Below are 22011 nucleotides of genomic sequence, written 5' to 3'. Positions count from 1 at the left end.
TATTTCTTTATTAAACTAAAGCACCATTTGCTCTAAGTATACTGTTTCACAACCTTCCTTACAAATTGGAATTGGACAATCTACCTTGCGTTCTGTCACGATATACAAAAACTTTTTTGATTTAGCACTCTATTTATAATGTTAGTTCATTTTTTCTCTCCACAAAAAATGAACTACTTACCTTACAAGGCTCATATCTAAATTAGATATGAGCCTTGTAGATCTGCCCCTTAGAGACATCATCATTTATCTATATTATTCGCTAGCTGCTTCTGCTTGTTCTTCCGTCACATCATCTTCTGCCGAACGAGGAGCTAAAATAGAAAGAATAGTTTCGTCATCTTCATGATTGATTTCGAAAGAATAGTGATCTCGAATATCTTTAACAGCAATGACATCACCGATAGCCAAATTTGACACATCTATCGTGATATGTTCAGGGAATTCACTTACTTTAGCTGTCACTGATAACTCAAACAGTGGTTGTTGAAGTACACCACCTTCTTTTGTACCAATAGCTTCACCTTCTGGATCAATTCGCACATTAGCCGTCATTTCAGAAGATAAATCGACTGCTAGGAAATCAGCGTGAACGATATGATTCTTGATCGGATCTTGATCATAATCTTGCAATACGACATTATATTTTTTTCCTTCCATCGCTAAAGAAATAACACCGTTACGCCCTACTTCTTTAATCACCTTGAAGAAGGCTCCTTCGTCTACGTAAATAGACTCGCTATCGACTCCTTTACCATACACGATCGCAGGAAAACCACCTTCATTACGAAGTTGCGTTAACCCCGATTTTTGAAAATTGTTTCGTTTTTTTGCTTCAAGTAATGCGCTCATTAGAGAAACTCACCTTTCTGTTTTATTTTTCTATTTATGACAACTTACTCCCTTTTATGTATTCCCTTAAATAATACCTTTAAACATAAAAAGCATTATTCTTTTTTTCATGAAAAAAAGAGCCCTTCAACAGGCTCTTTTTTGAGTGTATTAATCAAACAATGTGCTTACTGATTGCTCTTCATGAACGCGTACGATCGCTTCACCGATTAAAGAAGCAACGGATAATTCAACAACTTTATCGATCTTTTTCTCTTCTGGTAAAGCAATAGAGTTTGTTACAACAAGCTCTTTAATGTTAGAGTTTTGAATGCGCTCAATCGCTGGTCCTGAAAGAACTGGATGCGTACAGCAAGCGTATACTTCCTTCGCTCCATTTTCTACTAACGCACTTGCAGCTAAAGTGATCGTTCCAGCTGTATCAATGATATCATCGATTAGAATCGCAATTTTTCCATCAATGTTACCGACAATGTTCATTACTTCTGCTACATTCGGACGAGGGCGACGCTTATCAATAATCGCAATCGGTGCTTTTAAGCGGTCTGCCATCTTTCTCGCACGAGTTACGCCACCGTGGTCTGGAGATACGATGACAATATCTTCACTGCTAATATTCTTTCCTTTAAAGTAATCAGATAGAATGGGTACACCCATTAAGTGATCGATTGGAATATCGAAGAATCCTTGAATTTGTGGTGCATGTAAATCTAAAGTGATAACACGAGTTGCTCCTGCTGTTTCAAGTAAGTTCGCAACAAGTTTCGCCGTAATTGGTTCACGTGCACGCGCTTTACGGTCTTGACGCGCATAGCCATAATACGGAAGGACAATATTAATCGTTTTAGCGGATGCTCGTTTTAAGGCATCAATCATGATCAACGTTTCCATTAAATTATCATTTACAGGGCCGCTTGTGGATTGGATCACATAAACGTCACAGCCACGGATACTCTCTTCGATGTTGATTTGAATTTCTCCGTCACTGAAGCGTTTAACAGAACATTTTCCTAATTCAACTCCAATAGAATCAGCGATTTCTTTTGCTAGAGCTGGATTAGAGTTAAGAGCAAATAATTTTAAGTTTGGGTCTAAATACTGGTTATCCATAATGGGCCTCCGCTTATTTGTTTAGGTTTAGTTTTTGAACGTAATTTTCTTTGTTGACTTGACGTGAGCGAGCAATCGATAACGATTCTCCAGGAACATCCTCTGTAATCGTTGAACCTGCCGCCACATAAGCACCTTTTCCTACCGTGACAGGTGCGACAAGATTTGAGTTACAGCCGATGAATACACCATCTTCTATTTTCGTTAAAAATTTATTTTTCCCATCGTAATTCACTGTAATTGAACCACATCCGATGTTAACATCGCTTCCTACTTCAGCATCGCCAATGTAGCTTAAATGAGAAGCTTTGCTGCCTTTCCCAAAGACCGATTTCTTAATTTCCACAAAATTTCCTACCTTGACTTCATCGTGAATCTTTGAAGCCGGACGGATATGTGCAAATGGACCGATCGCTACGTCACAACCAATTTCGCTATCTGCAGCAACCGATTGACGAATCGTTGTACGATCGCCAATTTGGCAGTTGTTAATTTCACTATTTGGACCGATCTGACAGTCTTCACCAATCGCTGTATGACCTGAAAGAACCGTTCCTGGGTGAATAATTGTATCTGACCCGATCGTTACATCAGGACCGATATACGTATTTTCAGGACTGATTAAAGTCACTCCATTACGCATATGGTTACTATTGATCCGTTCACGCATGATTTTCTCCGCCTGACTTAACGCGACTCGATCATTCACGCCAAGTGTTTCATCGAAATCTTGCGTCTGATAAGCAGTGACCTTTTCGCCCGCATCCTTCAAGATTTCAATGACATCTGGTAAATAATACTCACCTTGAACGTTATCATTTGATACTTGCTTTAATGTTTCAAATAAAGCTCGATTATCAAAACAGTACGTACCTGTGTTAATTTCTTTCACTTGTCGTTCATCAGCAGAGGCATCTTTATGCTCGACAATCCGCTCTACCGTTCCTTCTTGGCTCCGGATAATTCGACCATAGCCATCTGGCTGTTCTGTATAGGCTGTCAAAATGGTTGCTTTCGCTTCTTGCTCTTGATGATATTTCACAAGTGCTTCCATCGTTTCCGACTTAATCAATGGAGTATCCCCACATACGACAAGAGTACAACCCTCTTCTTTTGCAAGAATATCTTCAGCTTGCCTAACCGCATGAGCCGTACCAAGCTGCTCTGCTTGCAAAGCAAATTCACTTTTGTCGCCAAGATAGCCCTTAACCTCTTCTGCTCCATGACCAACAATCGTGACAATCTTTTCTGTATGTAAATTTGAAACTTGATCTATTACATGTTCCACCATCGGTTTACCGCAAACTGGATGTAACACTTTATAAAGCTTAGACTTCATACGTGTACCTTTACCTGCAGCAAGAATGACAGCATAAATATTCGTCATTTGGGGTCCCCCTATAACCTTTTTGTCCATATTGAATATATCTTAAAAAGACTTTCATTTCAAGATACTGATAAAGTGACAATTTTTTGTCCTTGATGAAAGTAGAGGAAGGGAGGAGGGATTTTTTACGGTTTAGTCGTTCAAATGAAAAAAGAGCCGTACCTTAGACGTCGGCTCTTGTTGCGATTGATTTTTTTTAGGAAGCTCCTGCTTCTTCTAATTCTACTTCTTCCAATTCCCCTAATCGGTGATATTCTGCTAAAACAGCATCTTGGATTTTACCGCGTGTGTTGGAGTTGATCGGATGAGCAATATCACGAAACTCGCCATCTGGCGTACGTTTACTTGGCATTGCAACAAATAGTCCGTTATTGCCATCAATCACACGAATATCATGAATAACAAATTCATTATCTAATGTAATTGATGCAATCGCTCTCATTCGGCCATCCGTATTTACACGTCTTAATCTCACATCAGTGACTTCCATTCTGTTTCACCACCCTTTCCCCCTATATAAAAAGCTTAAACTAGTAATTCAATAATATTTTTAATATTCCTTCTTTTTTTAAGAAAAAGTTTGAAATATTTTTGTTATTTGCCAAAAAAATACACTCGTGATTATTTCACGAGTGCAATTACTTCGATTTCAACTTTTGCGTCTTTTGGTAATCTGGCTACTTCTACACAAGATCGCGCTGGCTTATGATCGGCAAAATAGTGCCCATACACCTCATTAACAACAGCAAAATCCTCCATATCAGCTAAAAATACAGTTGCTTTAATGACCGTTTGTAAAGAGGCTCCTGCTTCTTGCAGCACCGCTTGTAAGTTAGCAAATACTTGGTGCGTTTGAGCAGCGACATCTCCCTCTACCATTTGGCCTTCAGCCGTTAACGGAATTTGTCCAGAGCTGAAAAACAAATTATTCACTAATACCCCTTGTGAATATGGTCCAATGGCTGCAGGTGCTTTTTCAGTCGATACAGTTCTCATCCTAATCTCCCCTTATGAAAAATCAATATTTCTTGAAAAATAATTCCCTTCCACTACCGAAATGGCTTGTTCTTTCACGTTAACATCTTGCAATTTAACGAGCGAAATATAATCCTCAACCAGCCGCTCATCCTCATGCTCAGCTTCCACTAGTACAGCAATTCCCGCAACGGTCGCGTTGAATTCCTCAAGCAAGCTCATCATGCCGTTAATCGTGCCGCCTGCTTTCATAAAATCATCGACCAGAAGTACTTTAGCCCCTTCTTTCAAGCTACGTTTCGCCAACACCATCGTTTGAATTCTCTTTGTCGACCCTGAGACATAATTAATGCTCACAGTAGGCCCTTCTGTTACTTTACTATCTCGTCTAACGACAACAACCGGAACATTTAGATGAGAAGCAATCGCATGAGCAATAGGAATCCCTTTCGTTGCTACGGTCATGATCGCATCAATTTCCATCCCAGCATAAGCGGAAGCTAGTAACTTCCCTACTTTATGAATCACTTGAGGATGGCCAAGCAAATCCATCATGTATAAATAGCCACCTGGAAGCAAACGCTCCGGCTTTTCTACTTGTTCACATATGCGAGCGATAAACTCACGTGCTTCCGCTTCACTTACTTTAGAATAATATTTCACGCCACCTGCCGCGCCAGGAACCGTTTGTAACGTACCAATCCCACGCTGCTCAAAAGTTTCTTTCACAATCGCTAAATCTTCACTAATCGACGATTTAGCTGAACCATAGCGCTCTGCAAAAAAAGTTAAAGGAACGAGCTGTTGCGGATGTTCCAATAAATAATGCGTCATATCAATTAAACGTTCACTTCGACGGAACTTCATGTTTACTTCTGCCCTCCTAAGGAGTAAAACCGAATATTTAATTTTAAATATATCCTAACATACGGGTTTAATCAACAGGATTTCCGTCTCCTAACAACCGCACAGCATACACTTGATCACAGAATCCTCTTAAGCCATTATACACTCGATGCATTCTCGAATCGTGCTGAATCAGTCCAAATACCGTCGGACCACTGCCGCTCATTAATACGGCATCAGCACCGAAACGCTCCATTTGCTCTTTAATGAGAGCTACTTCTGGATAGATATTTAAAGTAACCGACTCTAACACATTTCCCATATTTGTACATACACTCTCATAATCCTGTGCATCAATTGCTTGTAGCATTGCTTTTGTATCGGGATGCTTCAATCCATCTAGCTTCAAATTTTTATACACTTCAGCCGTTGATACACCAATCGTTGGTTTGGCGAGAACTACCCAACAATTCGGTGGAGGAGGCAAATGTTGAATTTTCTCACCTCTACCTTTGGCCAAGGCTGTTCCTCCATATACGCAAAAAGAGACGTCAGAGCCAATTTCAGCCCCAATTTCAGCTAATTCATCTAAACTGAGTCCAAGCTTCCATAACTGATTTAACCCTTTCAATGTAGCAGCTGCATCGCTGCTACCTCCCGCAAGTCCAGCTGCTACTGGAATCACCTTTTCAATTCCAATCGCTACGCCAGAACGAACGTTAAAGCGGTCTTTCAGAAGTTTGGCCGCCTGATAAGCAAGGTTTCGACTATCATCAGGAACGAAACGATTATGCGAAATAATGCGGATTTCATCTCCTGGTAAAGGTTCCAACTCTATGCGATCGGCTAAATCGACAGTTGTCATAATCATTTCCACTTCATGATATCCGTCGTCTCGTTTATGTAATACGTCGAGTGTTAAATTAATTTTCGCTGGTGCTTTCATCATTATCTTCACTATCGGCCACCTACTTTTGTGCACATTACAGTTTGTCTTATTTTATCATAAAGTCCGTGTAGATTTTTGGATTATGGTATTTTAACATTTCTTTTTTGCTATGAAAAGCTGTCATATAAAAAGAGAACCAGAAAATTCCGGTTCTCAGGCGGTTGTTATTTAGAAGTGATGAAAAGCATCAGCGTTTGTTAGCTAATTGGTTTTCTGCAAGTTCAATCGCACGTTTTACCATGTTTCCGGCATCTCGAGTCGTAATTCCTCCCCAGCCTTCTCGTTGAACAGTATCATAAAACCCTAACTCTTTCGCAAGCTCTTCTTTCAATTGGTCAGACATGATTCCTCGTCTTCTACCCATTGTTCTCCTCCTTTTACCGCCTGCTTATAGCTTCTCCTGCCTATAACAGAAAATAAGCGGGAAAGGATGGAAAAGTGGGAAATAGACAAAAATAAAAAGCAGTAAACAAAATGTCCACTGCCAACTTAAACTGCACTTCCTGCTGCATCTTCAAATGTTAATTCTACTGTCTCTGTAAGAATATCTGCGTAGCTATAAGAAACTCTTTCGAACGCATTTTCCGCTTGATCTAACTCAACAACAAAAACTGCCTGATAGGTTTCAGCCAATACACCGGAGCGCTCAATTGTTTTGCGGCGTCCTCCATTTGCTTTTAACAACAGTCTTTTGCCTAAATTAGAATCAAGAGATTTTTTAATGTCGGCTAATGTTTTTGGCATCCGCTTCCACCTCACTAGTTGAATTATAACACAGGTAAAGATTCAAGTCAAATAAATAAATAATTTTATCAATCAACCACCCTTCTTGTCAACGTTTTTTATTTTACAAAACTTTGCTTTTTTCACCATACATTTAGCCTACCCAACTTTCGTCTATTCATGACAAATAAAGCGAAACTTCCATCAGCGAAGAGCTTTCTCATTCTTCACTTACTTGATGAAAGGGCATGCCTAGTCGCAATAGTCCTCGCGTTTCAATGCCACCGAGCCCTTTGTCTCCGGTTAACGTATTTCTTAACACTTCTCGAACGTTGATCAGTTCATTAAAAGGAGTGAATCCAATTTTTGCCGATATATACACAGGATCGAGCGCATGAATGTTGACACGAAAGGGCGAACTAGCAAAATTAGCTCCTGCTCGGATCATGGATTCGAAATGAGATTGACACGCTCCGGCAAAAATCACTAGTTGATCGAGATGAGGTACTTTCTTGCGCGCATTTCTGACCGTTTGCACAAAATATTTCGAATGCCGATACGCTTGAAGATCCGACTTACTCCCCTTCACTTTAGAGTAAGAATCATGCCCTGTGATCACTAATATATCGGGTCGATATTGATCCATTAAATCGGATACTTTTTCTGGCATTTCCCGCTCTAAACAATGAACGCCATACACAGGGAGTCCGATCGCTTCATAAGCAGCTAAACACTTTTTCAAATAATTAGAGTCACCATCTAAATGCAGCACTCTTCCTGGTATTTGAAACACGTCATTTTCTTCACGATAACAGCTAGTCGCGCGGTACTCTTGCCTTTCTTTAATTAATTCCAATTCTTGGCGAAACAAATGTAAAGATTGCTCCTCTAACCGCCTCGTGTCATCCCTGATTCGCTTGCGTTCGTCAGAATCTACTTCAATTAAGTCAGATAACGGGGCGTCTGCAATCAATCGATAATCCTCGCCAAACAAAATAGCTTGCTTTCCTTTACTCGTTTCTTGAATGGCTGTCACTCTAAATAAAATATCATTTCCATATGATGGGCGGCTAACAATAGAATTCACTTGAATCGTCACATTCATCATCCCCGTTGCTTTTTACTCTTCCTCCTATCCTATGCAACAGTAGGAATTTTGGCTCTTAAAGAGTAACAAACAAAAAAGCCTGACACAAAATAAGCATCAGACTTCTTATGAGATTATATTTAGTTTTATTGAAAAATAGGATATAGCTGATTAGACAAACGCGCAAATTCCGCAAGCGACAGCGATTCTCCCCGTCGAGTAGGCTCGATGTCCGCTTGTTGTAATGCTTCGATAATTTGCTCCTTATGCGCTTTTCCTTGTGGTAATTGATTCGTTAAATTATTTAAAATCGTCTTCCGGCGCTGAGCGAATGAAGCCCGTGTCACAGTAAAGAAGAATTTCTCATCGTCTACCTCCACCGCTGGCTTCTCTCTTTTTATGAGTTTAATCACTGCCGAGTCAACGTTTGGCTGTGGCATAAATACCGTTTTCGGCACGATAAATGCTGTTTCAGCCTCCATGTAATATTGAATCGCAATCGATAGTGACCCGTATGACTTTGTACCCGGACGAGCCGATATGCGGTCCGCTACTTCCTTCTGCAACATGACGACAATCCCTTTTAACGGAATATTTTCTTCAAGTAGCTTCATAATGATCGGCGTCGTCACGTAATACGGTAAGTTTGCTACGACCATTAAATCTTTCACATCAGTGAACTCTTCTTGTACAATTCGAGCTACATCCGCTTTTAACACATCTTCATGAACGACTTTCACATTATCATAAGGAGAAAGTGTATCCGCTAAAATTGGCAGTAGCCGTTGATCGATTTCAAAGGCCACTACTTTGCCAGATGTCCGTGCTAAATGCTCCGTTAAGGCTCCGATTCCTGGCCCGATTTCGATTGCTCCCGTTTCTTTCGTTAATTCCGCCGTTGCTGTAATTCGATGTAAAATATTTGGGTCGATTAAAAAATTTTGTCCTAAGCTCTTTTTGAAAGAAAATCCGTATTTTTGAAGAATTTCTTTCGTACGCGTAGGAGTTGCAATGTCTTTCATTCATTTTCCTCCTGTAGCACGTCTGTTAATGCTTTAGCAAATTGCTCTTTCGTAATTTGAAACATTAACAGTCTCTTGTGCAACTGTTTGCCGTTAGTATAGCCAATTCGCAGCTTTTCGCCAAGTTTTTCTCTTCGTTCTTTCGCCTGTGCTCCGCCGATTAATCCCGCATCTACTAAATCCTCTTTCGTAATCTGTTCTGTCGCTTCTTGCTCCATCAATTGCGCGTCCTTTAATGCTGTGCGAATCGCTTCGATGGATGCATGCTCCACACCCACCCCTTTGCCTCGCTTATGTAAGGCTTGATGCTTCGGTAAAAAGGCATGTTTGCAATTTGGCACATGTTCAGAAATAAATTTCCTAATTTTCTCTCCTGGAAAATCAGGGTCCGTGAACACAATCACGCCTCTAGATTCTTGGGCTAGTTTGATTCTTTCAATCGTGGCCATGTTCACTGCTGAGCCATTCGTTTCAATCGTATCTGCATCAACAGCTCGTTTGATCGTAACCGTATCGTCCTTACCTTCTACGACAATAATTTCTTTAATTTTCATTTCATGTCTCCTATGATTCGATGTGGAACAATTTCAATGCATTTTCATTGGTTGCTTTCGCTACTTCTTCATAGGAAAGTCCTTTTAATTCAGCAATTTGTTCTGCTACTAGCTTGACGAAAGCCGGCTCATTTCGCTTGCCACGATAAGGGTGAGGAGCTAAATATGGACAATCGGTTTCAATCAGCAATTTATCAAGCGGAATCTCTGCGGCAACTTCCTTTGGCTTTTTCGCATTTTTAAACGTCACCGGTCCGCCGAGAGAAATATAAAAGTCCATTTCGACACATTCCTTCGCTGTTTCGACACTGCCACTAAAGCAATGCATAATTCCCCCCACTTCACCGGCCTCTTCTTCTTTTAAAATAGCGACAATATCTTGGGTTGCCTCGCGATTATGAATAATAATCGGTAGGTTCACCTTTTTCGCTAGACGAATTTGTTGGCGAAACACTTCTTTTTGTACGTCTTTCGGTGATTTATCCCAGTGATAATCTAAGCCCATTTCTCCAAGAGCGACCACTTTCGGATGCTTCGCCAATTGTTCTAGCCAGCTAAGATCATCCGTCGTCATATCAATCGCATCGACTGGATGCCAGCCGACACTAGCGTATAAAAAATCATGTTGTTCAACAAGCTCCATCGCTTTTTCAATCGTTGGGCGATCAAAGCCGACAACAACCATATTCGTTACACTAGCTTCTTTCGCGCGCTGAATCACCTCATCGATATCTTCATTGTATTGCTCTGCATTTAAATGTACATGTGTGTCAAAAAGCATTCTAGTCATCCTTTCTGAAAAGAAAAACATAGAAGTTCTCGTCGAATTTTTGTTCCACGTGAAACATTCTATGCTTTCAAAAAACAAAATTATTTAATCCGAGCGCCGTTCGGCAAAAATGGATCGACACCAGCTAATGATAATACGCCATCTTTTTTACCAGCTAAAATCATTCCTTGAGAAAGCTCTCCACGAAGCTTTACTGGTTTTAAGTTAGCAACGACGATCACTTTACGTCCAACTAGCTCTTCTGGTTGATAAAATTCGGCAATTCCTGAAACAACTTGTCGTTTTTCAAAGCCGAGATCTAATTGTAGTTTTAAAAGTTTATCTGCCTTTTTCACTGGCTCTGCTGCAAGTACTGTCGCTGCACGCAAGTCAATGTTCATGAAATCATCAATCGCAATTTCATCCGCAAGCTCCGTATAAGGCTCTTCTTCTTTCTTCTCTTCCTTCACTGGAGCTCCTTGCATTTTCTCTTTAATAAAGTTTGTTTCTTCTTCTAAATCAAGACGTGGGAAAATGGGTTGGCCTTTTTTGACAACCGCTGTGCCTTCAGGAATCACACCAAATTGAGCTAAGCTCTCCCATGCGGTTAATTCTCCTTCTGCAATAGAAAGCTGTTCAAAAATCTTTTTCGGTGTTTGCGTTAAAAATGGCTGTAATAGCACCGCTGATCGTCTTAACGATTCAGCTAAGTGAACCATAACATGGCCCAACTTTTCTGTTTCGCCTTCTTTCGCTAACACCCATGGCTGTGTTTCGTCGATATATTTATTCGTTCGGCTAATTAGTTGCCAAACAGCCGATAACGCCACAGAGAACTCCATCTTCTCCATTGCGTCTTCGTATTTTTCGACCGTTTCTTTATTTGTTTGTAACAGTTGCTGATCAAATTCACCTTCTGATCCTTTATACGTCGGAATGACGCCATCGAAGTATTTATTGATCATCGCTACCGTTCTATTTAATAAGTTCCCTAAATCATTGGCTAAATCAAAGTTAATACGTTCGACAAAGCCCTCTGGTGTAAATACGCCATCTGAACCGAACGGCACTTCACGCAGCAAGTAATAACGAAGGGCGTCTAAGCCGTAACGATCGATTAATGTTACAGGGTCTACGACATTCCCTTTCGATTTCGACATTTTTCCATCCTTCATTAATAACCAGCCATGGGCGAATACTTTTTTCGGTAATGGCAAGTCTAGTGCCATTAACATAATTGGCCAATAAATCGTATGGAAGCGAACAATTTCTTTTCCGACAAGATGAACATTAGCTGGCCAATATTTTTTATACTTCTCCTCGTCATCTGTTCCATAACCAAGAGCGGTAATATAGTTGGATAAGGCATCAATCCATACATAAATCACATGTTCTGGGTCTCCAGGCACTTTAACTCCCCAATCAAATGTCGTACGTGAAACAGCTAAGTCCTCTAAACCAGGCTTAATAAAGTTGTTGATCATTTCGTTTTTACGAGATTCTGGTTGAATAAATTCAGGATTCTCTTCATAAAACGCTAATAAACGATCCGCATACTTACTCATTTTAAAGAAATAAGATTTTTCTTTTACCTTCTCAACTGCTCGACCGCAGTCAGGACAGTTGCCATTCTCCAGTTGTCGTTCAGTGAAGAAGGATTCACATGGCGTACAATACCAGCCTTCATATTCATCTAAATAAATATCTCCTTGGTCTAGCAACTGCTTGAAAATCTTTTCGACAATTTTCTTATGACGTTCTTCCGTTGTACGAATAAAATCATCATAAGAAATGTCTAACTTCTTCCATAGCTCTTGCACACCTTCGACAATATGATCAACATATTGCTGCGGAGTTACGTTCGTTTCTTCCGCTTTGCGTTGGATTTTCTGACCGTGCTCGTCTGTTCCTGTTAAATACATCACATCAAAACCGCGCAGGCGCTTATAGCGAGCCATCGCATCACCTGCTACTGTCGTATAAGCATGACCGATATGAAGATTACCACTTGGATAATAAATAGGCGTTGTAATATAAAATGTATTAGACTGATCCTTCACTTCCAAAACCTCCTATAGACATATAGATATTTATCCCGTATTAACGGGCTGTAAGACCCCGACTGATTGAAGTTTTACTTTATATAGAAAAGCCCTCACCAGCGGACGAGAGCTTCCATTTACACACTGCCATATGGGCATTGACTATTGATTTTTATTAACATTTTGTCTCTTTGATGAAATGAATATACATCGTTGGTAAAGTACCCACTCTCTTCATTTTCTCTTATTCAAGAGTAATTGTAAATATTTAATCTATGATTCTCTCTTTAATTTTCCGAAAAAGAAGCAACTCACTATTTTAGGTTGTATTTGTCGATAAAAGACGGGAATCTATCGTTTACTTAACTATAATTCGACAATTTTCTCTAAACGTTTTTACTTTTTTTCACACCCCCCTTAAAAACCCTTATATATCAAGGATGTAACAACATTACATTTAATAGAAAAATTACATTTTCTTGTTGACGATCATGGGAAAGGTTGGTATGATATATTCATAAATAAAAAAATTGTCGAATATTGACGACAAGGAGTAAACGACTAGTTTACTACAACACTTATATTTTTGAGGGGAGAAGTGATTTTATTATGAAATCAACAGGTATTGTTCGTAAAGTAGATGAGTTAGGACGGGTAGTTATTCCAATCGAGCTTCGCCGTACGTTAGGAATCGCTGAGAAAGATGCATTAGAAATTTATGTGGATGATGAGAAAATCATCTTAAAGAAATATAAGCCAAGCATGACTTGCCAAGTTACTGGTGAAGTTTCTGACGACAACGTGAAACTTGCTGGCGGAAAATTAATCCTTAGCCGCGAAGGTGCAGAGCAATTAATGCAAGAAATCTCTGCTTCCTTTGAGACAATCAAATAATTATTTCATGATAAAAAACGAGCCTTTATCGGGCTCGTTTCTTTTCTTTATAATTCGACATGATACGACTGATACACGTCTCTTTTTGGTAGGTTGCGATCTTTTGCCGCTTGTTTAATGGCTTCCTTAGAGGATAAAGATTGTTCATTTATGTAATGATCGACATGCTCCACGATCGATAAACTCATCCACCACTGTTCGCTCTCTTCTTCCTCCACTTCCGCATTGCCTTCAACAATTAAGCAAAACTCTCCTAAAATATCCTCTTCTTTTGACCAATGAATCGCTTCTGCCATCGTTCCACGCAAAAACTCTTCAAACTTCTTTGTCAGCTCTCGGCATAATACAATTTTCCGCTGTTCACCGAGCACTTCTGCCATCGCTTGAAGCGTATCTTTCAGTCGATGAGGCGATTCATAAAGAATAAACGTATCATGGCTCTTATTCAGCTGAGCTAGTTCTGCTTTCTTTTCTTTTTTATTCCGACTTAAAAAGCCATAAAAGTAAAAAGGTTGCGGCGCTAAGCCTGAAGCGATCAACGCAGTTAACGCGGCGTTCGCCCCAGGAAGCGGCACTACGGTAATACCATTTTCAATTGCAGCGACAACCAGTTCAAAGCCTGGATCAGAAATAGAAGGCATCCCAGCATCACTGACAAGAGCAACCTTCTCTCCTTTGAGAATTCTTTCTAACAACGCTTTTCCACTTACTTCTTTATTATGCTCATGATAGCTCGTAATTGGCGTGGAAATCTCAAAATAGTTACAAAGCTTCTTCGTATTCCTTGTATCTTCTGCGGCGATTAGATCCGCTTCTTTCATCATGCGAATCGCTCGAAACGTCATATCTTCCAAATTGCCAATTGGAGTAGGGACTAAGTAAAGAATCCCTGCTTCTTCATTTGCAAAGCTTTTTTGTTTAGTAATCATTTCGACCTTCCCTCCTTTTGCAAGTAGTTGATTTTTTTCTTTCTCGTCAATTGCTTAAAAGCATATTCCGCTTGCATCGCTTCTCTAACGGTATGATACGTTTCAAAATGGATGAGGCGCACCGGTCCTCTTCCGCGTGTATACTTTGCTCCTTTACCGGCATTATGTGTGTTGACACGCTTTTCTATATTCGTTGTATAACCAGCGTAAAAAGAACCATCTCGACATTCAAGCACATAAAAATAATGATTATTGCTCGTTTCCATATAACATCTCTCTAATTTCTTCCGTATATTCACCTTGTTGATCGTATATATATAAAGGTGGCAATACTTTAATATCTGGTGCCCCGTCTTTCAGCCCTTCAATCAATACCGTATTCGCTTCTTTTCCCTGCCTCGGATAAACGAAGCGAAGTCGCTTCGGCTCGAGACGGTACTTTCGCATCAAGGTGACTAAATCAAGCAATCTTCCTGGACGATGAACAAATGCTGCCCTCCCGCCCTGCTTTAATAATTGACTACTTGAACGAATGCAGTCCTCAAGCGTACAGCATATTTCATGACGAGCGATGGCCAAATGCTCATTCATATTGATAATCTCACGGGATGATGATAGAAAGTAAGGAGGATTACACGTGACGAGATTATGTTTTTCTCGACCTAACCTACTTGGAGCATCCTTCAAATCACCATGAATCATCGTAATTTGATCTTCTAATTCATTATATTCCATATTTCGAATCGCCATATCATAAAGCCGTTCTTGTATCTCTACTCCCGTAATCGGTACTTTCGTGCGAGCACTCATCAGTAAAGGAATAACGCCATTTCCTGAACAAAGATCAATGATCGACCCTCTCTTTAATGAAATTGAAGCGAATCTAGCAAGAAGTACCGCATCTAATGAAAAGGCAAACACCGTTGGGCTTTGGATAATTCTTAAATTCTCTGCCAACAAATAGTCTAGTCTTTCATCGCCTTTCAATGTGACCATTCTTTTTCCTCCGTTGTATCAATTGAATAAAAATAAAGACTGCCCCTCGACAGGCCTTATCTTCTCACGCGCAGAAGTTGTGGCACTGACCTTTTGGACAGCCTCAATACATTCATTATTTTTTATTTAAAAATGATAAACAAAACAAGCAATCTTCGTCTTTACGCGGACTACCAAAATGAACATTGCAAATGTGAAACCCTTCTTGATAAAGCCTAGCGAGATTGTCGTAACCTTCTCCAATATCCATCAATTTTGAAGGACTTGCGTTGTTATTTTCTCCATCTTTTCCTTGAGCAACTTGTCTCCGAGAAAATTCTAGCTCTTCTAACCTACGTCGCAAGTTTTCATTTTCGAGCTTTAATGAGTTGTTCTCTTCTAGTATTTCTGCCAAACTCTTTTTTAAACCACCGAGCTGTTTATACAGTTGGCCAATTTGTAATTCCATATCGCTGACTGAATCGAAGAACTCTTTTTTATCCACTCATTCCACCCCATTACTCTGTGGCTTGTGCTGAAATGGCACCTTCTGTCGTAATTTCTTCCATCGTAAATTCAAGCACTCGCTCTTGTTCGAATACTTCAACTTGAAGAACTCGTTCTAAAATGTTTAACCCCACTACTTTCCCAAATCCATGCGGGGTATTTACTTTTTCACCGACATCTGGAAGGATTTCTTTCGCCGCTTCATATTCATCATTCTCATATTTCAAGCAACACATGAGTCTGCCACATAAGCCTGAAATTTTCGTGGGGTTTAATGATAAGTTTTGATCTTTCGCCATTTTGATAGAAACTGGTTCAAAATCACCCAAAAATGTTGAACAGCAAAGCATTCTGCCACACGGTCCGATTCCTCCGAGCATTTTCGCTTCGTCACGAACACCGATTTGGCGAAGCTCGATTCTCGTCCGAAAAATAGCAGCTAAATCTTTTACTAGTTCCCGAAAATCCACTCGTCCGTCAGCTGTAAAATAAAAAATTACTTTATTGCGATCAAATGTATATTCTACATCTACAAGCTTCATATCTAGCTTATGTTCAATAATTTTTCCGCAACATACTTCAAAAGCTTCTTCCGCCGCTAATTTATTTTCTTCTACGATGAGACGATCTTTTTGGTCAGCGACGCGAATCACTTTCTTCAAAGGAAGAACAATATCCTCTTCCTCCACTTTTTTCATTCCGACAACCACTTGTCCATGTTCGACGCCTCTAACTGTTTCAACGATCACATGGTCGTTGTTCTCAATCTTCAGCTCGACTGGATCAAAATAATATATTTTTCCCGCTTTTTTAAAGCGGACTCCTACTACATCATACAAAGGATGCTCCCCCCTGTAAATTCAACACAAGCTGTTCCATCAACAATTGTGGATTCATATTGGCATCGAGCTTGCGCTTCGCCTCTAAAATGGCTGTCATTTGCTCTGTAATTCTTTTGGCAGAAGATTGTAGAGCGTTGTGCTTAAGTAATGCAAGCTGATCCGGGAAAGCAAGGCCCGTTTCTTTTCCTGTCTGCAACGATAACAAATCTTTGAACAGCAGCAGTAGCAGATCAAGCGCTTGGTTCACTTGTTGTTTATCTTTAAAATGCCCATTAAAGTCCTCTTGTAATTTCACCATTGCTTCTAGTGGATTTTTTTGAAGGACTTCATACAATTTTAACACTATTGTACGTGACTGTGCAAACCACTCTTCATGACTTAATTCGAGCGCTTCTTGAAAATTATTAGTTAACTTGGCTACTATAGAGGCCATCGGTACAGAAACTCCTGCTTCTATTAGCTTATTTTGAAGAAGTTCGGATGGTAACGGCTTGAAAACTAGAAGCTGACAACGAGAAATAATCGTAGGCAGTAAGCGTTGAACTTGCTCAGTCAATAATAAAGCAACAGTATCAGCATTCGGCTCTTCTAAAAACTTCAGCAAGCTGTTGGCAGCACTAGCTGTCATCTTATCCGCATGATGAATAATATAAATCTTCCGCTTCGCTTCTACCGCTGTTTTACTAAATTCCTGCTGCAAAAAAGTAATTTGCTGTTTTTTGATCGATAAGCCATCTGGTTCAAGATAATGAACATCTGGGTGGTTCCCACTGTCAATTCGACGACAGCTATTGCACGCTTCACAAGCCGTGATTCCTTCTTCTTCACAAAGCAGGCTTTTCGCAAAAAACAGCGCCGCGTTTTTCTTCCCTGTTCCTTGGTCACCTTCAAAAATATAAGCATGAGCCACTCGCTCTTTTTCTAGGCTATTCGTTAACATTCTGAGCACAATCGGCTGTAATTCATTCAATTCTTTCCATACCTCAGACATGTACATCCCTGCCTACGTATATAAATTAATAATTAATCCTTTAATTTCTCCTATTTGTCCAAGTAGATCCACTGATTTCTTCTCTTTATTTACAACATCTTCCGTTAACTCAATTAATTTCTCATCAATCGTCTCAACAATCTTTAACTTTCGACCTTCTCCAAATTGATTCCATGTATGAGAATTTTTCAAGTTCATGCCAAATTCAACAGTTTCTCGAATAAATCGGCGGACAAGCGTTTTATATTTTGCTAAATCTTGAAAGGTCCGGGAATGAGCTAGTCGCTTTCCGGCTCCTTCAATATCCGTTAATAACCGTTGAATTTGGTCCGTTTTCAATTGTTCTCCCTGTTGTTGAACGATCGTGGAAAATTTGGATTGTCCATTTGAACTAAGCTTTTGATCTTTTCGCAACTTGTCTATATTAAAATGTATGTCTTTTTCAATCTTCATATGAGCTATCCCCTATTAAAATTGATGGAATTGTTCTACTGGCAAGACAAATACGGTCGCTCCACCTACAGGTACTTCGATCGGGTAAGGAACATACGAATCCGCATTTCCACCCATCGGCGATACTGGTGCCACCATTTGATCTCTTGATTGACAATTTTCTTTAATGATTCCTAAAGCTTTATCAAGACGAATGTCATCCGTTCCAATAATAAATGTCGTATTTCCTGCTTTTAAAAAACCACCAGTCGAAGCGAGTTTCGTCGCTCTAAAATTATGATCAATTAAGGCTTGTGATAAGCGATGACTATCTTGATCCTGCACAACCGCTAAGATTAATTTCATCATTCCCGCCTCCCCTTTTCCATTCTCCTTCTTCCATTATACCAAGAAAATGAAACAAGCGCAGAGAAGAAAACAAAATATAAATACTCTTAACTATTGCTTCGTAGCTCTAATTCGCTCTAAAATACAAGTCATGCTTTCGTCGAACACTTCTTCAACAGCTGCTTCTGCATTGATTTTGACAATTCGCTCTGGAAACCTTTCGCTTAAAAGCAAATAGGCTTCTCTCACCTTTTCATGAAAGAAAAGCGATTCTAAATCCAGTCGATTCACTTCCCGTTCCTCATGGGCATTAATTCGGGCTAACCCCACTTCCGGCCTAACATCAAACAATAATGTTAAATCCGGCATGACGTCGTCTACAGCGAAGCGATTGATTTCAAATACTTCCTCCATCCCAAGTCCTCTTGCATATCCTTGATAAGCGAGCGAGCTATCAATAAAACGATCACAAAGCACGATATCGCCTCTCAATAATGCCGGCATCACTTTTTCCACAAGATGCTGCCTTCTTGCGGCCGCATACAAAAGCGCCTCTGTGCGTCCATCCATCTCCGTATTCTCTTTATTTAAAATCACTTCACGAATTTGTTCGGAAATAGAGATGCCACCAGGTTCGCGTGTCCCAGTCACACGAAACCCATTTTCTTCAAGACTCTTAATTAGCCTATGCATCATACTCGACTTTCCAGCCCCTTCAGGCCCCTCAATCGAAATAAATAACCCTTTTTTCATCCTGTACCCTCCAAAACATGAACTAACTTTATTAATATGTTTAAGCTTCAGATGTTCGATACACTGCAACCTTCTTTCTACTTAATTGCTGGCCTCCTTGAATATGTACATCCTGTGCAAGCAGTTTAGTCAAAGTAGCTATCTGTTCGAACGTTATTCGCTCTCCTGCGATTAGTAAAGGGATACCTGGTGGATAAGGAATCACTGTCTCCGCCGCAATTTCACCAACTGCTTCAGCCAAAGGCACCCATACTCCTGGAAGCGTTTCTTGCTCCTTATAAGAAAGCATTAACATCGAAGTCTTTTTTAAAGACGATGTATAATCGACAACTTCACAAACAGACTGTTTTTCATCTAGAGCAAGCCCATCAATTTTCCGCGTAGCTAGCTCGACATAATCGCTGTTTCCTGCTTTCAACAAAGGTAACGTACATAACACTTGCGAAGCGTCTGAGAGCTCTGAATAAATCCCTGCTGCTTCTAAATGACTTTGAAGCTCATATCCCGTATATCCTTGTTTTCGCAGCAGTAATTTCAAAGGATCATCCGGTAATAAAACCTCCAGTCCTTTCCCCTGCAATCGCTCAGTCAACATTGCTTTTATTTCTAACGTAAAAGCCACGTCTTTATGAGAAAACCCTGCTAGAAACGCCCGCGCTACATCTAAAGAAGCCATAATGGGATAGGATGGACTACTAGACTGTAATGCCTGTAAATAAAACTCTAGCTTCTCTAATGGCACTCTCGACGAATTCACATGCAAAAAGGACCCCATTGTCATCGCCGGCAACATTTTATGAGCCGAATGCACAACAAGATCCACCCCCCATTGTAATGAACTGCTAGGAAATGGCTTACCTAAAACAAAATGTGGTCCGTGAGCTTCATCAACTAATACAAATGAGCCATTTTCCTGTGCAACATTGATCACTTGCTCGATGTTTGTAGCCGTCCCATAGTAATTGGGATACGTTAACACAATGGCCTTTACTGAATCATATTGTTGATATGCTTGTTCAACCGTATCTAAGCTGATGCCACTCGCCACATTGAACGAAGCATCATACTCAGGTTCTAAAAATATAGGCGTGACCTTGGCAAGCTTACACGCATTTAAAATTGACTTATGACAATTACGCTGAACAAAAATGAAGTCACCCTCTTCACAAACAGCTAAAATCATTGCCAAATTTCCGACCGTACTACCATTCACTAAAAAATAACTTTTCCTCGTCTGATACAAATCTATTAATAATCGTTGAGCCTCTTCAATACACCCTTCTGGAGAATGAAAATCATCCAAGCCTGTGATTTCTGTCTGATCATATGCCAAAAGCTTATGAAAGTCCTCAGCAATACCATCCATCCGCACATGTCCACTTTTATGACCAGGAACATGAAAAGATAGAGTATTCTTGTCGATATGTTGCTGAAGAACTTCCATAAGCGGGATACGTTCTTGATTCACTATAGATCCTATCCTTTTCTATACTTTTCTACTAGCCTACCATACAATTCTTACGAAAAAACAGAGGAGATTCTAATCTTTCTCAATTTCTTTACAAAGTGAATATACGCCTTTTCTTCTGGTTCCGTTTGTAGCACTTTTTTTTCGCATTCCTTACATATAAAAGCTTGATAAATATACATACCTTCTTGCTTACTTTGTTCACAGACCATACAAATATGATCTTCCAGCTTTTTTTGCATATTCTCCACCTCCTACTTGGTAGTATTTCCACTTTCTCTTAAAATATGCGAATCTATTGACTTCCTAGTGAATCATTTTCCCATACGAAAAAAGAACAGCTTATGCTGTTCTTTTAGTTAGTGCCTGGCAACGTCCTACTCTCACAGGGGGAACCCCCCAACTACCATCGGCGCTGAAGAGCTTAACTTCCGTGTTCGGTATGGGAACGGGTGTGACCTCTTCGCTATCGCCACCAGACTATAAAGTTTGAAAGAGTTGTTCTTTCAAAACTGGATAATAAGTATTGTAACCTTGCAAATCGCCTAGGAAAAGTCCTCGATCGATTAGTATTCGTCAGCTCCACGTGTCGCCACGCTTCCACCTCGAACCTATCTACCTGATCATCTTTCAGGGATCTTACTAGCTTGCGCTATGGGAAATCTCATCTTGAGGGGGGCTTCATGCTTAGATGCTTTCAGCACTTATCCCGTCCGCACATAGCTACCCAGCGATGCCTTTGGCAAGACAACTGGTACACCAGCGGTGCGTCCATCCCGGTCCTCTCGTACTAAGGACAGCTCCTCTCAAATTTCCTGCGCCCGCGACGGATAGGGACCGAACTGTCTCACGACGTTCTGAACCCAGCTCGCGTACCGCTTTAATGGGCGAACAGCCCAACCCTTGGGACCGACTACAGCCCCAGGATGCGATGAGCCGACATCGAGGTGCCAAACCTCCCCGTCGATGTGGACTCTTGGGGGAGATAAGCCTGTTATCCCCGGGGTAGCTTTTATCCGTTGAGCGATGGCCCTTCCATGCGGAACCACCGGATCACTAAGCCCGACTTTCGTCCCTGCTCGACTTGTAGGTCTCGCAGTCAAGCTCCCTTGTGCCTTTACACTCTGCGAATGATTTCCAACCATTCTGAGGGAACCTTTGGGCGCCTCCGTTACTTTTTAGGAGGCGACCGCCCCAGTCAAACTGCCCACCTGACACTGTCTCCCACCCCGATCAGGGGTGCGGGTTAGAAGTTCAACACAGCCAGGGTAGTATCCCACCAACGCCTCCACGTAAGCTGGCGCTCACGCTTCAAAGGCTCCTACCTATCCTGTACAAGCTGTGCCAAAATTCAATATCAGGCTACAGTAAAGCTCCACGGGGTCTTTCCGTCCTGTCGCGGGTAACCTGCATCTTCACAGGTACTATAATTTCACCGAGTCTCTCGTTGAGACAGTGCCCAGATCGTTACGCCTTTCGTGCGGGTCGGAACTTACCCGACAAGGAATTTCGCTACCTTAGGACCGTTATAGTTACGGCCGCCGTTTACTGGGGCT

The 22011-nt window shown here is 40.7% G+C and carries 26 protein-coding genes and 2 rRNA genes (1 of these 28 running past the window's edge); 1 reads left to right on the top strand and 27 read right to left on the bottom strand.

The annotated features are described in order from the left end of the window. Window positions 1-255: 255 nt before the first annotated feature. The 14 genes from ACSVDJ_RS00300 to metG all read right to left on the bottom strand — a co-directional run bounded on the left by ACSVDJ_RS00300 (window position 256) and on the right by metG (window position 12334). Window positions 256-852, bottom strand: coding sequence for a 50S ribosomal protein L25/general stress protein Ctc (locus ACSVDJ_RS00300; protein ID WP_439170983.1), 597 nt, complete (start codon window positions 850-852; stop codon window positions 256-258). Between the two features lie 150 nt (window positions 853-1002). After that, complete coding sequence (locus ACSVDJ_RS00295; RefSeq protein ID WP_439170984.1) at window positions 1003-1962, bottom strand: ribose-phosphate diphosphokinase; 960 nt, start codon at window positions 1960-1962, stop codon at window positions 1003-1005. Between the two features lie 13 nt (window positions 1963-1975). Then, window positions 1976-3349 carry a bifunctional UDP-N-acetylglucosamine diphosphorylase/glucosamine-1-phosphate N-acetyltransferase GlmU gene (glmU, locus tag ACSVDJ_RS00290; RefSeq protein ID WP_439170985.1) on the bottom strand — a complete coding sequence of 458 codons (1374 nt, stop codon included), beginning with the start codon at window positions 3347-3349 and terminating at the stop codon, window positions 1976-1978. A gap of 196 nt (window positions 3350-3545) precedes the next feature. Further along, window positions 3546-3839: a septation regulator SpoVG gene (gene spoVG / locus ACSVDJ_RS00285; RefSeq protein WP_041101893.1), complete on the bottom strand. Its 294-nt coding sequence runs from the start codon at window positions 3837-3839 to the stop codon at window positions 3546-3548. Between the two features lie 131 nt (window positions 3840-3970). Continuing rightward, window positions 3971-4345 carry a RidA family protein gene (locus ACSVDJ_RS00280; protein WP_439170987.1) on the bottom strand — a complete coding sequence of 125 codons (375 nt, stop codon included), beginning with the start codon at window positions 4343-4345 and terminating at the stop codon, window positions 3971-3973. A 12-nt stretch (window positions 4346-4357) separates the two neighbouring features. Beyond that, entirely contained in the window at window positions 4358-5191 is an 834-nt protein-coding gene (gene purR, locus ACSVDJ_RS00275) for a pur operon repressor (protein WP_439170988.1), read from the bottom strand. 67 nt (window positions 5192-5258) lie between these two features. Continuing rightward, window positions 5259-6128, bottom strand: a complete 870-nt coding sequence (gene ispE, locus ACSVDJ_RS00270; protein WP_439170989.1) for a 4-(cytidine 5'-diphospho)-2-C-methyl-D-erythritol kinase — start codon at window positions 6126-6128, stop codon at window positions 5259-5261. Between the two features lie 178 nt (window positions 6129-6306). Continuing rightward, window positions 6307-6483, bottom strand: a complete 177-nt coding sequence (locus ACSVDJ_RS00265; protein ID WP_100332729.1) for a small, acid-soluble spore protein, alpha/beta type — start codon at window positions 6481-6483, stop codon at window positions 6307-6309. A gap of 125 nt (window positions 6484-6608) precedes the next feature. Beyond that, entirely contained in the window at window positions 6609-6863 is a 255-nt protein-coding gene (veg, locus tag ACSVDJ_RS00260; protein ID WP_094835017.1) for a biofilm formation stimulator Veg, read from the bottom strand. A 199-nt stretch (window positions 6864-7062) separates the two neighbouring features. Beyond that, window positions 7063-7941, bottom strand: a complete 879-nt coding sequence (gene yabG / locus ACSVDJ_RS00255; RefSeq protein ID WP_439171012.1) for a sporulation peptidase YabG — start codon at window positions 7939-7941, stop codon at window positions 7063-7065. Window positions 7942-8075: 134 nt separating this feature from the next. Next, the gene (gene rsmA / locus ACSVDJ_RS00250) at window positions 8076-8951 is read right to left on the bottom strand and encodes a 16S rRNA (adenine(1518)-N(6)/adenine(1519)-N(6))-dimethyltransferase RsmA (RefSeq protein WP_439170991.1); all 876 of its coding nucleotides are present in this window, start codon (window positions 8949-8951) and stop codon (window positions 8076-8078) included. Continuing rightward, window positions 8948-9505, bottom strand: a complete 558-nt coding sequence (rnmV, locus tag ACSVDJ_RS00245) for a ribonuclease M5 (protein ID WP_439170993.1) — start codon at window positions 9503-9505, stop codon at window positions 8948-8950. Before rnmV ends, rsmA begins: the two co-directional genes overlap by 4 nt. A 10-nt stretch (window positions 9506-9515) precedes the next feature. After that, a complete protein-coding gene (locus ACSVDJ_RS00240; RefSeq protein ID WP_439171014.1) occupies window positions 9516-10286 on the bottom strand; it encodes a TatD family hydrolase in 771 nt (256 codons plus the stop codon). Window positions 10287-10375: 89 nt separating this feature from the next. Beyond that, window positions 10376-12334, bottom strand: coding sequence for a methionine--tRNA ligase (gene metG, locus ACSVDJ_RS00235; protein WP_439170995.1), 1959 nt, complete (start codon window positions 12332-12334; stop codon window positions 10376-10378). A 591-nt stretch (window positions 12335-12925) separates the two neighbouring features. On the opposite strand from metG, the gene abrB reads away from it, so the two are divergent. Beyond that, window positions 12926-13210 carry a transition state genes transcriptional regulator AbrB gene (abrB, locus tag ACSVDJ_RS00230; protein ID WP_439170996.1) on the top strand — a complete coding sequence of 95 codons (285 nt, stop codon included), beginning with the start codon at window positions 12926-12928 and terminating at the stop codon, window positions 13208-13210. Between the two features lie 47 nt (window positions 13211-13257). Here the strand turns inward: abrB and rsmI are convergent, their stop codons facing one another. The 13 genes from rsmI to ACSVDJ_RS00165 form a co-directional block, all read right to left on the bottom strand. Continuing rightward, window positions 13258-14136, bottom strand: coding sequence for a 16S rRNA (cytidine(1402)-2'-O)-methyltransferase (gene rsmI / locus ACSVDJ_RS00225; protein ID WP_439171015.1), 879 nt, complete (start codon window positions 14134-14136; stop codon window positions 13258-13260). Next, window positions 14136-14405, bottom strand: coding sequence for a GIY-YIG nuclease family protein (locus ACSVDJ_RS00220; RefSeq protein ID WP_439170997.1), 270 nt, complete (start codon window positions 14403-14405; stop codon window positions 14136-14138). The genes rsmI and ACSVDJ_RS00220 overlap by 1 nt, the downstream gene beginning before the upstream one ends. Continuing rightward, window positions 14389-15135 (bottom strand): tRNA1(Val) (adenine(37)-N6)-methyltransferase, encoded by a 747-nt coding sequence (locus ACSVDJ_RS00215; RefSeq protein WP_439170999.1) that lies wholly within the window; start codon window positions 15133-15135, stop codon window positions 14389-14391. The genes ACSVDJ_RS00220 and ACSVDJ_RS00215 overlap by 17 nt, the downstream gene beginning before the upstream one ends. A 115-nt stretch (window positions 15136-15250) precedes the next feature. Then, the gene (yabA, locus tag ACSVDJ_RS00210; RefSeq protein WP_439171000.1) at window positions 15251-15619 is read right to left on the bottom strand and encodes a DNA replication initiation control protein YabA; all 369 of its coding nucleotides are present in this window, start codon (window positions 15617-15619) and stop codon (window positions 15251-15253) included. Between the two features lie 13 nt (window positions 15620-15632). After that, the gene (locus ACSVDJ_RS00205; protein ID WP_439171001.1) at window positions 15633-16460 is read right to left on the bottom strand and encodes a PSP1 domain-containing protein; all 828 of its coding nucleotides are present in this window, start codon (window positions 16458-16460) and stop codon (window positions 15633-15635) included. Next, window positions 16453-17454 (bottom strand): DNA polymerase III subunit delta', encoded by a 1002-nt coding sequence (gene holB, locus ACSVDJ_RS00200; RefSeq protein ID WP_439171003.1) that lies wholly within the window; start codon window positions 17452-17454, stop codon window positions 16453-16455. Before holB ends, ACSVDJ_RS00205 begins: the two co-directional genes overlap by 8 nt. Window positions 17455-17466: 12 nt before the next feature. Further along, window positions 17467-17907, bottom strand: a complete 441-nt coding sequence (locus tag ACSVDJ_RS00195) for a YaaR family protein (protein ID WP_439171005.1) — start codon at window positions 17905-17907, stop codon at window positions 17467-17469. A gap of 15 nt (window positions 17908-17922) precedes the next feature. Beyond that, on the bottom strand, window positions 17923-18252 hold the full coding sequence (darA, locus tag ACSVDJ_RS00190) for a cyclic di-AMP receptor DarA (protein ID WP_439171016.1): 330 nt from the start codon (window positions 18250-18252) through the stop codon (window positions 17923-17925). 93 nt (window positions 18253-18345) lie between these two features. Beyond that, complete coding sequence (gene tmk / locus ACSVDJ_RS00185) at window positions 18346-18987, bottom strand: dTMP kinase (RefSeq protein WP_439171007.1); 642 nt, start codon at window positions 18985-18987, stop codon at window positions 18346-18348. A gap of 40 nt (window positions 18988-19027) precedes the next feature. Continuing rightward, window positions 19028-20455 (bottom strand): aminotransferase class I/II-fold pyridoxal phosphate-dependent enzyme, encoded by a 1428-nt coding sequence (locus ACSVDJ_RS00180; RefSeq protein WP_439171008.1) that lies wholly within the window; start codon window positions 20453-20455, stop codon window positions 19028-19030. A gap of 50 nt (window positions 20456-20505) precedes the next feature. Further along, window positions 20506-20697, bottom strand: a complete 192-nt coding sequence (locus ACSVDJ_RS00175) for a sigma factor G inhibitor Gin (protein ID WP_439171009.1) — start codon at window positions 20695-20697, stop codon at window positions 20506-20508. 122 nt (window positions 20698-20819) lie between these two features. Further along, window positions 20820-20935 (bottom strand): 5S ribosomal RNA (rrf, locus tag ACSVDJ_RS00170). A 66-nt stretch (window positions 20936-21001) separates the two neighbouring features. Further along, window positions 21002-22011: ribosomal RNA gene (locus ACSVDJ_RS00165) — 23S ribosomal RNA — on the bottom strand; it runs 1923 nt beyond the window's last position.

This window comes from Bacillus sp. Hm123 (assembly GCF_051842975.2).
GTDB lineage: Bacteria > Bacillota > Bacilli > Bacillales > Domibacillaceae > Bacillus_CE.
Note: the sequence above shows the minus strand (reverse complement) of the source record. Positions and strands in the feature narration are given on the sequence as shown.

Coding starts and splice junctions, on each gene's coding strand:
- ACSVDJ_RS00300 (WP_439170983.1), bottom strand. CDS start 852: ATGAGCGCATTACTTGAAGCAAAAAAACGAAACAATTTTCAAAAATCG.
- ACSVDJ_RS00295 (WP_439170984.1), bottom strand. CDS start 1,962: ATGGATAACCAGTATTTAGACCCAAACTTAAAATTATTTGCTCTTAAC.
- glmU (WP_439170985.1), bottom strand. CDS start 3,349: ATGACGAATATTTATGCTGTCATTCTTGCTGCAGGTAAAGGTACACGT.
- spoVG (WP_041101893.1), bottom strand. CDS start 3,839: ATGGAAGTCACTGATGTGAGATTAAGACGTGTAAATACGGATGGCCGA.
- ACSVDJ_RS00280 (WP_439170987.1), bottom strand. CDS start 4,345: ATGAGAACTGTATCGACTGAAAAAGCACCTGCAGCCATTGGACCATAT.
- purR (WP_439170988.1), bottom strand. CDS start 5,191: ATGAAGTTCCGTCGAAGTGAACGTTTAATTGATATGACGCATTATTTA.
- ACSVDJ_RS00265 (WP_100332729.1), bottom strand. CDS start 6,483: ATGGGTAGAAGACGAGGAATCATGTCTGACCAATTGAAAGAAGAGCTT.
- veg (WP_094835017.1), bottom strand. CDS start 6,863: ATGCCAAAAACATTAGCCGACATTAAAAAATCTCTTGATTCTAATTTA.
- rsmA (WP_439170991.1), bottom strand. CDS start 8,951: ATGAAAGACATTGCAACTCCTACGCGTACGAAAGAAATTCTTCAAAAA.
- rnmV (WP_439170993.1), bottom strand. CDS start 9,505: ATGAAAATTAAAGAAATTATTGTCGTAGAAGGTAAGGACGATACGGTT.
- ACSVDJ_RS00240 (WP_439171014.1), bottom strand. CDS start 10,286: ATGCTTTTTGACACACATGTACATTTAAATGCAGAGCAATACAATGAA.
- abrB (WP_439170996.1), top strand. CDS start 12,926: ATGAAATCAACAGGTATTGTTCGTAAAGTAGATGAGTTAGGACGGGTA.
- ACSVDJ_RS00220 (WP_439170997.1), bottom strand. CDS start 14,405: ATGGAAACGAGCAATAATCATTATTTTTATGTGCTTGAATGTCGAGAT.
- ACSVDJ_RS00215 (WP_439170999.1), bottom strand. CDS start 15,135: ATGGTCACATTGAAAGGCGATGAAAGACTAGACTATTTGTTGGCAGAG.
- holB (WP_439171003.1), bottom strand. CDS start 17,454: ATGTCTGAGGTATGGAAAGAATTGAATGAATTACAGCCGATTGTGCTC.
- ACSVDJ_RS00195 (WP_439171005.1), bottom strand. CDS start 17,907: ATGAAGATTGAAAAAGACATACATTTTAATATAGACAAGTTGCGAAAA.
- darA (WP_439171016.1), bottom strand. CDS start 18,252: ATGAAATTAATCTTAGCGGTTGTGCAGGATCAAGATAGTCATCGCTTA.
- tmk (WP_439171007.1), bottom strand. CDS start 18,987: ATGAAAAAAGGGTTATTTATTTCGATTGAGGGGCCTGAAGGGGCTGGA.
- ACSVDJ_RS00175 (WP_439171009.1), bottom strand. CDS start 20,697: ATGCAAAAAAAGCTGGAAGATCATATTTGTATGGTCTGTGAACAAAGT.